Annotated in this window: 10 protein-coding genes; 6 read left to right on the top strand and 4 right to left on the bottom strand. The window is 63.9% G+C overall.

Annotated features, from left to right (window positions below):
* Positions 1-159 precede the first annotated feature (159 nt).
* The 3 genes from fixL to folD all read left to right on the top strand — a co-directional run bounded on the left by fixL (position 160) and on the right by folD (position 4,678).
* Positions 160-2,673: an oxygen sensor histidine kinase FixL gene (gene fixL / locus P3T43_RS00050; protein ID WP_429279568.1), complete on the top strand. Its 2,514-nt coding sequence runs from the start codon at positions 160-162 to the stop codon at positions 2,671-2,673.
* Entirely contained in the window at positions 2,670-3,314 is a 645-nt protein-coding gene (gene fixJ, locus P3T43_RS00045) for an oxygen response regulator transcription factor FixJ (protein ID WP_429278999.1), read from the top strand. Before fixL ends, fixJ begins: the two co-directional genes overlap by 4 nt.
* 506 nt (positions 3,315-3,820) lie before the next feature.
* A complete protein-coding gene (gene folD / locus P3T43_RS00040) occupies positions 3,821-4,678 on the top strand; it encodes a bifunctional methylenetetrahydrofolate dehydrogenase/methenyltetrahydrofolate cyclohydrolase FolD (RefSeq protein ID WP_429278998.1) in 858 nt (285 codons plus the stop codon).
* A gap of 80 nt (positions 4,679-4,758) precedes the next feature.
* Here the strand turns inward: folD and P3T43_RS00035 are convergent, their stop codons facing one another.
* The gene (locus tag P3T43_RS00035) at positions 4,759-5,859 is read right to left on the bottom strand and encodes an acyltransferase family protein (RefSeq protein ID WP_429278997.1); all 1,101 of its coding nucleotides are present in this window, start codon (positions 5,857-5,859) and stop codon (positions 4,759-4,761) included.
* Between the two features lie 359 nt (positions 5,860-6,218).
* On the opposite strand from P3T43_RS00035, the gene P3T43_RS00030 reads away from it, so the two are divergent.
* Positions 6,219-8,321 (top strand): M3 family metallopeptidase, encoded by a 2,103-nt coding sequence (locus P3T43_RS00030; protein ID WP_429278996.1) that lies wholly within the window; start codon positions 6,219-6,221, stop codon positions 8,319-8,321.
* A 94-nt stretch (positions 8,322-8,415) separates the two neighbouring features.
* On the opposite strand, the gene P3T43_RS00025 is transcribed toward P3T43_RS00030, so the two are convergent.
* Complete coding sequence (locus tag P3T43_RS00025; RefSeq protein WP_429278995.1) at positions 8,416-9,705, bottom strand: amidohydrolase family protein; 1,290 nt, start codon at positions 9,703-9,705, stop codon at positions 8,416-8,418.
* Between the two features lie 123 nt (positions 9,706-9,828).
* Positions 9,829-11,001: a DNA polymerase IV gene (gene dinB, locus P3T43_RS00020; RefSeq protein ID WP_429278994.1), complete on the bottom strand. Its 1,173-nt coding sequence runs from the start codon at positions 10,999-11,001 to the stop codon at positions 9,829-9,831.
* Between the two features lie 62 nt (positions 11,002-11,063).
* On the opposite strand from dinB, the gene P3T43_RS00015 reads away from it, so the two are divergent.
* Both P3T43_RS00015 and P3T43_RS00010 read left to right on the top strand, forming a co-directional pair.
* Complete coding sequence (locus tag P3T43_RS00015) at positions 11,064-11,456, top strand: hypothetical protein (protein ID WP_429278993.1); 393 nt, start codon at positions 11,064-11,066, stop codon at positions 11,454-11,456.
* Positions 11,457-11,577: 121 nt separating this feature from the next.
* Positions 11,578-12,279, top strand: coding sequence for an aspartate/glutamate racemase family protein (locus P3T43_RS00010; protein WP_429278992.1), 702 nt, complete (start codon positions 11,578-11,580; stop codon positions 12,277-12,279).
* Positions 12,280-12,338: 59 nt separating this feature from the next.
* Here P3T43_RS00010 and P3T43_RS00005 read toward each other — a convergent pair.
* The coding region (locus P3T43_RS00005) for an AAA-associated domain-containing protein (RefSeq protein WP_429278991.1) at positions 12,339-12,818 on the bottom strand (480 nt) is incomplete at its 5' end.

Genomic DNA, 12,818 nt, shown 5'->3' with positions numbered 1-12,818 from the left:
GAATTACGAGATCACTTCTCATAATGCGGAAAATTGTTGCGGCGCACCCTGGTTTGGCTGCGGATCCGTGAATACGTCGGCTAGTTTGCTCCGATTAGCGGCACTTTCAGCGCTTTTTTGCGTCATTTGGTAATTGCACGCTGCGCTACAATGCCAGCCATGTTGACCGAACGGCTTTTCGCACGCTCGGCGCGGCCCGCCCGAACGACGGCGGATTCGTCGCCGTCCCGCTGGCACCATGGACCATGGTGGTCGAATTCCTATTTGCTGACGCCGCTGCTGTCGATCCTGGTGTTCCTGGTCGTCATGAGCCTGATTCTCTGGAGTCTGAACCGGCGCGAACAGCAGCAGCAGGAAGACACGCTCTACCGCAACGTCGCGTGGGCCCAGCAACAGATCCGCCTGTCCATGACGGGCGCCCAGGAACAGATTCAGGCCCTGGCGCGTGACCTCGCCGCCGGCCACGCCGATCCGCATTCGTTTCAGGTGTCTACCACGGACATCATGCAGGGGCATCCCGAAATCCTCTACATGAACTGGTACACGCCGCAGCAGCAGCCGCGCTGGCCCAATACGGCACTGCCGGTGTTCGGCCAGCGCCTCGCCCGACCCAGCGACGCGCAGATGGACGAAGCCCTCAAGGCCGCCTTCAACGACGCGCGCACCTCGCGCCGTCAGGTGTACTCACCGCTCATCTACGACGACCTCGGCAACGGCTATCTAACGTTGCAGACGCCGGTGTATCGCGACCGTGAATTTCTCGGCTCGATCGCGGCCGTGTTCTCGATCGAAGGGGTGCTGAAGCACGACATCCCGCCCGAGCTGTCGGCGAAGTACAAGATCTCGATCATCGACCTGAACAACCGCGAGCTCGCCACCACCTCGACGCGGCCGCGCCTGCCGCGCGACATGTTCTACGACCTGCCGCTCGACCCGCCCGGCCAGGGCATCTCGGTACGCGTCTACGCGTTCCCGCAGATGACCAACTTCACGAACAACACGCTCGTGTGGCTGGTCGCCGGGCTGTCGTGCTTCGTGCTGTGGAGTCTGTGGAGTCTCTGGAAACACACGCGCCAGCGCTTCGAAGCGCAGCAGGCGCTCTATGCCGAAGCGTTCTTCCGCCGCGCCATGGAAAACTCCGTGCTGATCGGTATGCGCGTGCTCGACATGCACGGCCGCATCACCCACGTGAATCCCGCCTTCTGCCGCATGACCGGCTGGGACGAGAGCGATCTGGTCGGCAAGCACGCGCCGTTCCCCTACTGGCCGCGCGACGCCTATCCGGAGATGCAGCGCCAGCTCGACATGACGCTGCGCGGCAAGGCGCCTTCCTCGGGCTTCGAGCTGCGCGTGCGGCGCAAGGACGGCTCGCTGTTCCACGCCCGGCTGTACGTGTCGCCGCTGATCGACAGCTCGGGGCGCCAGACCGGCTGGATGTCGTCGATGACCGACATCACCGAACCCAAACGCGCCCGCGAAGAACTGGCCGCCGCGCACGAGCGCTTCACCACCGTGCTCGAAAGCCTCGATGCCGCCGTTTCCGTGCTGGCCGCCGACGAAGCCGAACTGCTGTTCGCCAACCGCTATTACCGTCACCTGTTCGGCATCCGGCCGGACGGCCATCTGGAACTGGCGGGCGCCGGCTTCGACAGCGGCGACGCCTCATCCGATTCGATCGACATGGTCGACGCCTACGCCGGCCTGCCGGCGGCCGCGCTGACCGAAAGCACCGCGGATGCCCAGGAAGTCTATGTGCAGGGCATCCAGAAGTGGTTCGAAGTGCGCCGTCAGTACATTCAGTGGGTGGACGGCCATCTGGCGCAGATGCAGATCGCAACCGACATCACCACCCGCAAGCAGGCCCAGGAGCTTGCGCGCCAGCAGGACGAGAAGCTGCAGTTCACGAGCCGCTTGATGACGATGGGCGAAATGGCCTCCTCGCTGGCTCACGAACTGAATCAGCCGCTCGCCGCGATCAATAACTATTGCTCCGGAACCGTAGCACTGGTTAAATCTGGGCGGACGACGCCTGACAACTTGTTGCCCGTGCTCGAAAAGACCGCGCAGCAGGCGGTGCGGGCGGGCATGATCATCAAGCGGATCCGCGAGTTCGTGAAGCGCAGCGAGCCGAAACGCCAGGCCACGCGGGTCGCGGATATCGTCGCGGATGCGGTCGGACTGGCCGAAATCGAGGCCCGCAAACGGCGTATCCGGATCGTCACGGACCTGCGTTCACGGCTGCCGGTGATCTACGTGGACCCGGTGCTGATCGAGCAGGTGCTGGTGAACCTGTTGAAAAACGCCGCTGAAGCCATGCACGATGCGCGGCCCAATGCGGTCGATCCGGTGATCCGCGTGGTCGTGCGGCTGGAAAGCGGCTTTGTGTGCATCAGCGTGGTGGATCAGGGTCCGGGGGTCGACGAAGCCACGGCCGAGCGTCTGTTTGAACCGTTTTACAGCACCAAGTCCGATGGTATGGGCATGGGGCTGAACATCTGCCGTTCGATTATCGAATCGCATCGCGGTCGCCTGTGGGTGGTGAACAACGTCGAGTCCGACGGCCATATCACAGGCGCCACGTTCCATTGCAGTCTGCCTATTGGAGAGCCCGATGGCCCGAGCAACGGCGGGTCAGAGGCGCCGACACCACAAACCGTTACGGGAGAGCTATGAACAGCCCAGTCACCACTCAGGAAACAGTCTTTGTCGTCGATGACGACGAGGCCGTGCGAGATTCGCTGCGCTGGCTGCTGGAGGCGAACGGCTATCGGGTCCAGTGCTTTTCCAGCGCCGAGCAGTTCATCGACGCCTGGCAGCCGCACACGCATCCGGGCCAGATCGCTTGTCTGATCCTCGACGTGCGGATGTCGGGTATGAGCGGGCTGGAGTTGCAGGAACGTCTGATCGCCGACAATGCCTCGCTGCCGATCATCTTCGTGACGGGTCACGGCGACGTGCCGATGGCGGTGTCGACGATGAAAAAAGGCGCGATGGACTTCATCGAGAAACCGTTTGACGAAGCCGAACTGCGCAAGCTGGTCGAACGCATGCTGGACAAGGCACGTAGCGAAAGCACCAACGTGCAGCAGCAGCGCGCCGCGGCCGAGCGTCTGGGCAAGCTGACCGCGCGTGAGCACCAGGTGCTCGAGCGCATCATCGCCGGCCGTCTGAACAAGCAGATCGCCGACGACCTGGGCATCAGCATCAAGACGGTCGAGGCGCACCGCGCCAACATCATGGAAAAGCTGAACGTCAACACGGTCGCCGACCTGCTGCGACTGGCGTTGTCAAACAAGCCGCAACAGACGCAGTAAGGCTTGTCGCACGACGGCTTGCCGCGGGCGTACCCGGCAAGCCTCGCTATTCCCCTGCTTGAGCGCTGTACCTGCTGGACTGTCTCGGGTCAGCTACGCGCGAGCGCCCTGCCATTCCGTTTTCCCTGCCTGGTCGCGACTTGCGCCTTTGCGCCCTACTGTTCCAAGCCCGCCACGCGCGAACGCCCTGCCGTTCTGCTCACCTTCCCTGGTGGTGACTTTCCCCTTCGCGCCGGATTACCCGGCTCATGCGGCGCGCAAGCCTGCGACGGTATAATGCCGAACTTCGCAGCGACGCTTTTTCCGCGCCGCGCGTTTCGCGATCCGACTGGCTTGTGATGAAAAGCGCCATCGCGGGTTGCTAACGCGCACGTCGCATACGCGCATGTTGAAAACGCCCATGCGCCGTCGCCGACACGTATGCCTCTTGCATGCGAGGCGTGCCGAACGTGGAATCACGCGCGCCGCCGTACCCCGCATTCCGAACAGCCCAATCTCGACCGACCATGACAGCCAAACTGATCGACGGCAACGCCCTCTCCAAGACCTTGCGCGCCGACGTCGCCACGCGCGCCACCGCCCTCACCGCCCGTGGCCACCAGCCGGGCCTCGCCGTCGTGCTGGTGGGCGACAACCCGGCTAGCGAAGTCTATGTGCGCAACAAGATCAAGGCCTGCGAGGACAACGGCCTGTTCTCGTCGTATGACCGCTATCCGGCGACGCTGTCCGAAGCCGACCTGTTGGCCCGCATCGACGGCTTGAACCGTGATCCGAAGATCCATGGCATCCTCGTGCAACTGCCGCTGCCGGCGCATATCGACAGCCACAAGGTGATCGAAGCAATCGCCCCCGAGAAGGACGTGGACGGCTTTCACGTGGCCAATGCCGGCGCCCTGATGACCGGCAAGCCGCTGTTTCGTCCGTGCACACCGTACGGCGTGATGAAAATGTTCGAGGCCTATGGCATCGACCTGAAGGGCGCCAACGCGGTGGTGATCGGCCGCTCGAACATCGTCGGCAAGCCGATGGCGCTGCTCCTGCTCGAAGCCGGCGCGACCGTCACGATCTGTCATAGCAAGACCCGCGATCTGGCCGCGCACACCCGCAACGCCGATGTGGTGGTGGCCGCCACCGGTCTGCGCAACATTCTGACTGCCGCGATGGTGAAGCCCGGTGCGGCCGTGATCGATGTCGGGATGAATCGGGACGAGGCCGGCAAACTGTGCGGCGACGTCGACTTTGCGGGCGTCAAGGAAGTGGCGGGCTACATCACGCCGGTGCCGGGCGGCGTCGGCCCGATGACGATCACGATGCTGCTCGTCAACACGATCGAGGCAGCCGAACGCGCTGCCGCAGGCGCGTAAATAGAAGAGGCGGCCGGACGGCCGCCCACAGCGCACAAAGCTCGCGCACAAAGCCCGCGACCGCAGCCCGCAGCCGCAACTCAGCCCGCAACCGCAGCACCGAGCGAGCCCGGCGAGCGCGCCAGCCGCCGCCGGCACCACACCAGCACCGGCCTTTCCACGAACCGCCACGACAACGCCGCGCACAGCAGGATGAACGGCGCGGCCACCAGCGCCGCCGTCAGGTGGTGCAGGTGCGGCGCGATATTCGCCAGGCATTGCTGCATCATGAAGCCGTAAAGATAAATGCCATACGAGTAGTCGTTGCGCGGTACGAAGCGGCGCAACAGCGGCGTCGTACCGATCCACAACACGCCGTACACAAAGGCAAGATAAAACAGCGGCTGCGCGCCGGCCGTATCGCGAAACACCAGAAACACCATCACGAGACCCACCGCGACGAGGCCATGAATGGCAATGCGCTCGCGCCAGCCATAGAGCAGCATGCCGACAAAGAAGAACGGTTCCGGCCAGAACGAATAGCCACCCGGTTTCTCGCTGAAGTCGCGCAGCCCGATTTCCAGATGCGGCGACAGATGCAGGCGCAGCGCGAAGGCGGCCACCCCCAGCGCGACCGCCAGCACCACGCCCCAGCGGCTCGATAGCAAGCCCGCAAGCCCCGTGAGCAACACGATCAGATAGCAGCGCACTTCGAGCGGCAAGGTCCACAGCGGCGCGCAAACGTCGTTCACGAAGGGGTTGTGTTCGAACACGCCGGGCACGACCCAGCCCGCCTTGAGCACGATCGTCGAAAAATTGTCGAGATTGGCCCACGTCATGCCGGAAGCGAAATATTCACGTAGCGGCAAGGTGGTGAAAAGCGGCCCGATCACGAAGATCGTCACGAGCGAGCCGCCGGCCACGGCCGGCCAGATCCGCGCAATGCGCAAGGCCACGAAGCGCGGCGCCGATTGCTGGCGGTCGAAACTGGCGGTCACCAGCATGCCGCTCAGCAGGAAAAAGGCGTAGACCCCGAACGCGCCAAAACCGTCGAAACCGAGCGCGGCCAGGGCACCGTCGACACTGCCATCCGACATCTGCACCATGTACGAGTGACCGTAGACTACGGCGATGGCGGCGAGGAGGCGCACCAGATCGAAATTGTTCCCGTTGCGCGATAACGCACGCGAAAGCGGATGCATTGAAAGCTCTCCTCTATGAACGACGCCGTCGGCCGGTTCTGTCCACACAGCCGACGAAGCATCACGATGCCGCATAGCAACAAAATTGACCGTTCGCTTTCGCACAGACCCACGGACAGTGCGCCACGCCGCCAGGCGGGACACGACGCCGTGTACCGCCTGGCGGCTGCGAACCCGGCTTGCTACCGGTGTGGCACAAATATCGAGGCGAATACACGCCAGGCGAACTTCTGATAATTTGTGCCGTAGCCCGATTGGAATCGTGGCGCTGCGCCCCAATAATGTCGGTATCGGGCGCCGCCACGAGCCACGTCCGCCGATACACGCCTACTCACCCGCGTCAGACAGGAAGCCGCCTCATGTCCACACCTCAATCGAAACACGACAACCCGCTCCTCGATTTCTCCGATCTGCCGCGCTTTGGCGACATCCGCCCTGAACACGTGACTCCCGCCCTCGACGTGCTGCTCGCCAATGCGACGGCCGCCGTCGAGCGCGCCGCCGAACCGGGCACGCCCGCTTCGTGGGCCGACGTGGTCGACCCGGTCGAGCGCGTCACGGAGCCGCTCTCGCGCGCATGGGGCGTCGTCGGGCACCTGAATGCGGTGGCCGACACGCCGGAACTGCGCGCCGCCTACGGCGAGAATCTGCCGCGCGTCACCGAGTTCTGGTCGAGCGTCGGCCAAAACCTCGCGCTCTACGAAAAGTACAAGACCCTCTCCGCCAGCAGCGACTTCAGTTCGCTCACGGGCGAACGCAAAAAAATCCTCAGCAACGCGCTGCGCGATTTCCGTCTGTCGGGCGCCGAATTGCCGGAAAGCCAGAAGCCGCACTTCGCCGAATTACAGGAACGTCAGGCGAATCTGTCAAAAGCCTTTTCCGACCATGTGCTGGACGCAACCAACGCCTACAGCTACGTCGTCGAAGACAAGGCAGACCTGGCCGGCTTACCGGAAGACGTGATCGAAGCCGCCCAGGAAGCCGCCGAACGCGAAGGCAAGAGCGGCTGGAAATTCACACTGCACTTCCCGTCGTACTTCCCGGTCATGCAGTACTCGGAAAACCGCGCCATGCGCGAGACCCTGTACCGCGCTTACGTCACGCGCGCGTCGGAGCTCGGCGGCACGTACGGCGGCGGCAAGCTCGAGTGGGACAACACTGCCAATGTCGCCGAGCAGTTGAAGCTGCGCGCCGAAGAGGCGCACATGCTCGGCTATGGCAACTTCGCTGAAGTCTCGCTGGCGCCGAAAATGGCCGAGTCGCCCGCGCAAGTGATGGCCTTCCTCGAAGACCTCGCCACCCGCGCGCGTCCACATGCCGAGCAGGACTGGAAGGAACTGCGCGAGTTCGCCGCAAACGAACTCGGCATGTCCGAGATGCAGCCGTGGGACATGACGTTTGCAGCGGAACGTCTGCGCCAGAAGCGCTATTCGTTCTCGGAAAACGAGGTCAAGCAGTACTTCCCGGAAGATGTCGTGTTCAAGGGCCTGTTCAAGGTCACGGAAACGCTCTTCAACGTGAAGATCCGTCGCGACGAAGCAGCCGTGTGGCATCCGGATGTGCGGTTTTTCCGCATCGAGAATCAGGACGGCGGTCTGGTCGCGCAGTTCTATGTCGACCTGTATGCGCGCGAAGGCAAGCGCGGCGGAGCGTGGATGGACGATGCACGAGCCCGTCACCGGCACGCGAACGGCGGCGTGCAAACGCCGGTCGCCTATCTGACCTGTAACTTCTCGGCGCCGGTTGGCGGCAAGCCCGCCTGCTTTACGCACGACGAAGTCATCACGCTGTTCCACGAATTCGGCCATGGCCTGCATCACATGCTCACGCGCGTCGATGAACTGGCGGTGTCCGGCATCAACGGCGTCGAATGGGACGCGGTCGAACTGCCGTCGCAGTTCATGGAAAACTTCTGCTGGGAGTGGGACGTGCTGAGCGACATGAGCGCGCATGTCGAAACCGCCAAACCGCTGCCGCGCGATCTGTTCGACAAGATGCTCGCCGCGAAGAATTTCCAGAGCGGTCTGGGCACGCTGCGCCAGATCGTGTTCTCGATGTTCGACATGAAGCTGCACACCGACTTCGACGCGAGCGGCCCGAAGAGCGCCAACGACCTCGCCCGCGAGATCAACGAACGCTTCCACGTGGTGCCGCAAGCCGCCTTCTCGCGCTGGCCGAACACCTTCAGCCATATCTTCGCGGGCGGTTACGCAGCCGGCTACTACAGCTACAAGTGGGCCGAAGTGCTGTCCGCCGACGCCTATGCCGCGTTCGAAGAAGCGGCTGCAGCGGCGAGCGGCAGTGTGCTCGATGCGGCGACCGGCACGCGCTATCGCCAGGAGATTCTCGAGGTGGGCGGCAGCCGTCCGGCCATGGAATCGTTCAAGGCGTTCCGTGGCCGCGAGCCGAATATCGACGCGCTGCTGCGTCATAACGGCATGACGCCGGCCGCGACACACTAAGCCTGGCGCTGCGAGCCGCTTCACGTTAAAAGCCGGTGCTCTGCTCACGCAGGCACCGGTTTTTTTATGGCTGCTGCAACCGACCTCGGCTCGGCTAACCGCGCTGCAGCTTGAAGTCGATCTGCGCGGGCCGTCCTTCCAGGGCAAGCGTGGCCCGCGCCGCAGGCGAACGGGCGACCACCTTGCCGCGCCTGATCACCGCGAGGCGCGCCGCGCGCAGACGGATTGCCTCGACCGGATCGCGGGCGTCCAGCAGTACGCAATTCGCTTCGCATCCCGGCGCGATGCCATAACCCTCCAGTCCAAGGACGCGCGCCGCGTTCACGGTCACCGCGTCGAAGCACGCATGCATCGCGTCGATGCCGGTCATCTGCGCAACGTGCAGGCCCATGTGCGCCACTTCGAGCATGTCGCCCGAGCCGAGGCTGTACCACGGATCCATCACGCAGTCGTGGCCGAACGCGACGTTGATGCCCGCGGCCATCATCTCCGGCACCCGCGTCATGCCGCGCCGCTTCGGGTACGTATCGCTGCGGCCTTGCAGCGTGATGTTGATGAGCGGATTGGCAATCGCCGCCACGCCCGACTCGCGCATCAGCGGCAGCAGCTTGCTGACGTAGTAGTTGTCCATCGAATGCATCGATGTCAGATGCGAACCGGTGACGCGGCCATGCAGACCGAGCCGGTGGGTCTGCGCCGCCAGCGTTTCGATGTGACGCGAGAGCGGATCGTCCGATTCGTCGCAATGCATATCGACGCGCAAGCCCTGCTCGGCCGCGTACTCGCACAGGATCCGCACCGACTCCGCGCCATCGGCCATAGTGCGTTCGAAATGCGGAATGCCGCCGACCACGTCGACACCGAGCGCAATCGCCCGCTTCAGGTTGTCGAAGGCGCCGGGGCTGCGCAACACGCCGTCTTGCGGAAACGCCACCAGTTGCAGGTCGAGATAAGGCGCCACGCGCCGTTTGACTTCGAGCAGCGCTTCCACCGCCAGCAGGCGCGGGTCGCACACGTCGACGTGGCTGCGGATTGCTAGCAGACCGCGCGCGACGGCCCAGTCGCAGTATTGCAGGGCGCGCTCGATCAAGGCGTCCTGAGTCAGCTCCGGCTTCAGTTCGCCCCACAGCGCAATGCCTTCCAGCAGCGTGCCGGACGCATTGACACGCGGCAGACCGTACGACAGTGTCGCGTCCATGTGAAAGTGCGGGTCGACGAAAGGCGGCGTGACAAGCGAGCCGGCGGCATCGATTTCTTCCTGCGCGTGCGCGGCCAGATGCGGTTCCACCGCGACGATGCGCCCCGCCTCGATGCCGATATCGACCGGCTCCCGATGCTCGGCAACGCTACGCGGCAGACTGGCACGGCGGATGATCAGGTCCATGGCTCGCTCCTTTGACTGCCATCGATTCTATCGGCGTCAGAAAGGATTGGGGGAGACGTTTGGCGCGGCACTTGCAGCGGCGGGTGGCCACCGTTTCAGCACTCACGGCTCGCTGATCGAGGTCTACGCTTCGGGATCGTCAATCGAAGCTTGCGGCGACGCCTCGATCACTTCGTCGGCGGGGTCGTCGTCGAACAGCGTGTACTGCACAGGCTGTGCAAGATGCTCTTCTTCGAGCCGCACGCCCACACCCAGCAGCCGCACCGGCCGGTTGCGGCGCGCGAAGCCTTTCTCCAGCAACGCGAGCAGCGTAGGCAGATGCGGAACTTCGCCCACACATTCGACGGTGGTGCGCTGAAAATCGGCGAAACGGATCTTCACGAACAGCTTGCGCACCGCCGCTGCCGCTTCGGCCCGGGCAATCCGCACGTCCAGTTGTTCAGCGAGCCCACGCAGTTCAGCGGCGCACTCTTCGAGCGTGCGCAAGTCCGTGACATAGGTCGTCTCCACGCTCACCGATTTGCGTTCGCGGTCGGCGCGCACGGGTCGCTCGTCGATGCCGCGCGACAGTTCATGGAGGCGCTTGCCGAACACGCCGAACTGGCGATGCAGGTCGACGAGCGGCCAGTCGCGCAACTGCGCGCACGTGGTGAGGCCGAGCTTTTCGAGCTTCGCCGCCGTCACCTTGCCCACGCCGAAAATCTTGCGCACCGGCAACGCTGCCACGAACGCGTCGACTTCGTGCGGCCGTACGACGAAGAGACCGTCGGGCTTGTTCCAGTCGGAGGCGATCTTGGCGACGAACTTGTTGGGCGCCACACCCGCCGATACCGTCACGCCAACCGTTTCGCGCACGCGCTCGCGAATCTCGTTGGCCATCAGCGTGGCGCTGCCTTTACAACGCTCCGTGTAGGTCACGTCGAGATAAGCTTCGTCGAGCGAGAGCGGTTCGACCTCGGTGCTGTAGTCGGCGTAGATCGCCATGATCTGACGCGAGGCAATGCGGTATTTCTCCATGGACGGCGGGATGATCAGCAGCTCGGGACACTTGCGCAGCGCCAGCGCCGAGGACATGGCCGAATGCACGCCGAAGCGCCGCGCCTCGTAGTTGCAGGTGGCCACCACGCCGCGATGATCGGGGCGGCCACCCACGGCCAGCGGCCGCCCGCGCAGCGTGGGGTCGTCGCGCATTTCGACGGACGCGTAGAAACAGTCGCAATCGCAATGGATGATCTTGCGCAGGAGCGGCACGAGTGACAAAGGCGATACGGCGGGAGAAGAGTCGAGCGGATTCACGATGCACTACTGTACAAAAATACAGTAGTATTATCAAGACGCCCACGAATCGACATCCCCTCATGCCGTCTTCCATCCGCAACTCGCTTGCCTGGATTTTCGACGCCTTTGAACGCGAGCCGACCTTTCTTGGCAAACGGATGTTCGGCTCCGACGCCGCCTATCTCGACGGCCTGTTATGCCTGGTCGCCGCCGACCGCGATCCGCCGTGGAACGGCCTGCTGGTATGCACATCGCAGGAGCGCCACGCTGCGCTGACGGATGATCTGCCCGCCTTGCGGCCACATCCAGTGCTCGGAAAATGGCTATACGTCCCGCAAGACGACCCGGCGTTCGAAGCCACCGTCGAACGGTTGACGGCGCTCGTGCTCGCGCGCGATCCGCGTATCGGCGTCGAACCCAAGCCACGCGGACAGCGCGGGCGGCGCGGGCAATCCGCGCTGCCGAAAGATTGAACACGGATCTACCGCGTTCGCGCCGCCCGTACCGGCACAATCCTGCCCATCCGTACTGCTGCCCACCACCCTGCCCGGCCTATACTCAGCGTTCGGCAATCAGCAGCGGCGGGGCAACCAGATGAAAACGATCGGCATTATCGGCGGCATGAGTTGGGAATCGTCGAGCGAGTATTACCGGCTCCTCAACCGCCACGCGAAAACGCGTCTGGGCGGGCACCACAATGCAAGCAGCCTGCTGCTGACGGTAGATTTTGCGACCGTCGAAGCGCATCAGCGCGCGGGCGACTGGGACGCGCTGGGCGAGCAGATGGCGAACGCCGCACGTCAACTCGAACGCGGCGGCGCGGACCTCGTGATTCTCGCGACCAACACCATGCACAAGGTCTGCGCGTCGATCGAGCAGGCCATCGCGATTCCCTTTCTGCATATCGCCGATCCGACCGGCAATGCATTGCGCGCCGCGGGCATCGAGCGGGTCGGCTTGCTCGGCACACGCTACACCATGGAGCAGTCGTTCTACACGGGGCGGCTGCAGGAGCGCTACGCGCTCGACACGCTGACGCCGAACGAAGCCGATCGTGGCGAGGTCCATCGCATCATTTACGACGAGTTGTGTCACGGCGTGATCCGCGACGACTCACGGCAGGTCTATCAGCGGGTGATCGCGGATCTCGCTGCGCGCGGAGCGCAGGCGGTGATTCTGGGTTGTACTGAGATCACGCTCCTGATCAAACCCGAGCATGTCGCGCTGCCGGTGTTCGATACCACGGCGCTGCATGCGCAGGCCGCGGTCGACTGGGCGATAGAAAAGGATCGTTGATGCGTAGCGGCACGCGGGTGCCGCTACGTCCGTAACCAATCCGATGACACCAAAACAGGTTAGGACTCCACGTCTTCCAGACTGAACAATTCGGTCTGGTCGTTATACGAGAAGATCTCGCCGTAACGGCCCCAGTTGATCACCGCGTCGAGCGTCTTCTCAGCGGCGCTGTCCGAGAGAAAATCTTCCAGTTCCTGCTCGAAACGCACGCGCGGCGCACGGTGGCCCGGACGCTCGTTGAGCACCTTCTTGATCCGCGCCGCAAGCGGCACGTGACGCAGCAGATGTTCGGCGAACATCATTTTGCGGTGCTGGGTGCCGAGTTCGGAGAACACGCGCGCTGGCGGCGTGAGCAGAATGTCGCCTTCGCGGACTTCGGCAAAGCCCAGATGCTGCAGCACTTCCGCGACCGGAAACAGATCGTCCACCTCCAGATGCAGCGAGCGGGCAATTTCCGGCATGTCGGCACGGCCGTGATACGGCGCGGCCGCCAGCGTTTCGATCAGACCGGCCATCAGGTTGGTCGACACATGCGGCAG

The sequence above is a fragment of the Paraburkholderia sp. GAS41 genome, from assembly GCF_050436545.1.
Taxonomy (GTDB): Bacteria; Pseudomonadota; Gammaproteobacteria; order Burkholderiales; family Burkholderiaceae; genus Paraburkholderia.
Note: the sequence above shows the minus strand (reverse complement) of the source record. Positions and strands in the feature narration are given on the sequence as shown.

Bases quoted from the DNA above. Each gene is read 5' to 3' on its own strand.
- P3T43_RS00010 (WP_429278992.1), top strand. From the start codon at position 11,578: ATGAAAACGATCGGCATTATCGGCGGCATGAGTTGGGAATCGTCGAGC.
- folD (WP_429278998.1), top strand. From the start codon at position 3,821: ATGACAGCCAAACTGATCGACGGCAACGCCCTCTCCAAGACCTTGCGC.
- P3T43_RS00030 (WP_429278996.1), top strand. From the start codon at position 6,219: ATGTCCACACCTCAATCGAAACACGACAACCCGCTCCTCGATTTCTCC.
- P3T43_RS00015 (WP_429278993.1), top strand. From the start codon at position 11,064: ATGCCGTCTTCCATCCGCAACTCGCTTGCCTGGATTTTCGACGCCTTT.
- fixL (WP_429279568.1), top strand. From the start codon at position 160: ATGTTGACCGAACGGCTTTTCGCACGCTCGGCGCGGCCCGCCCGAACG.
- fixJ (WP_429278999.1), top strand. From the start codon at position 2,670: ATGAACAGCCCAGTCACCACTCAGGAAACAGTCTTTGTCGTCGATGAC.
- P3T43_RS00025 (WP_429278995.1), bottom strand. From the start codon at position 9,705: ATGGACCTGATCATCCGCCGTGCCAGTCTGCCGCGTAGCGTTGCCGAG.
- P3T43_RS00035 (WP_429278997.1), bottom strand. From the start codon at position 5,859: ATGCATCCGCTTTCGCGTGCGTTATCGCGCAACGGGAACAATTTCGAT.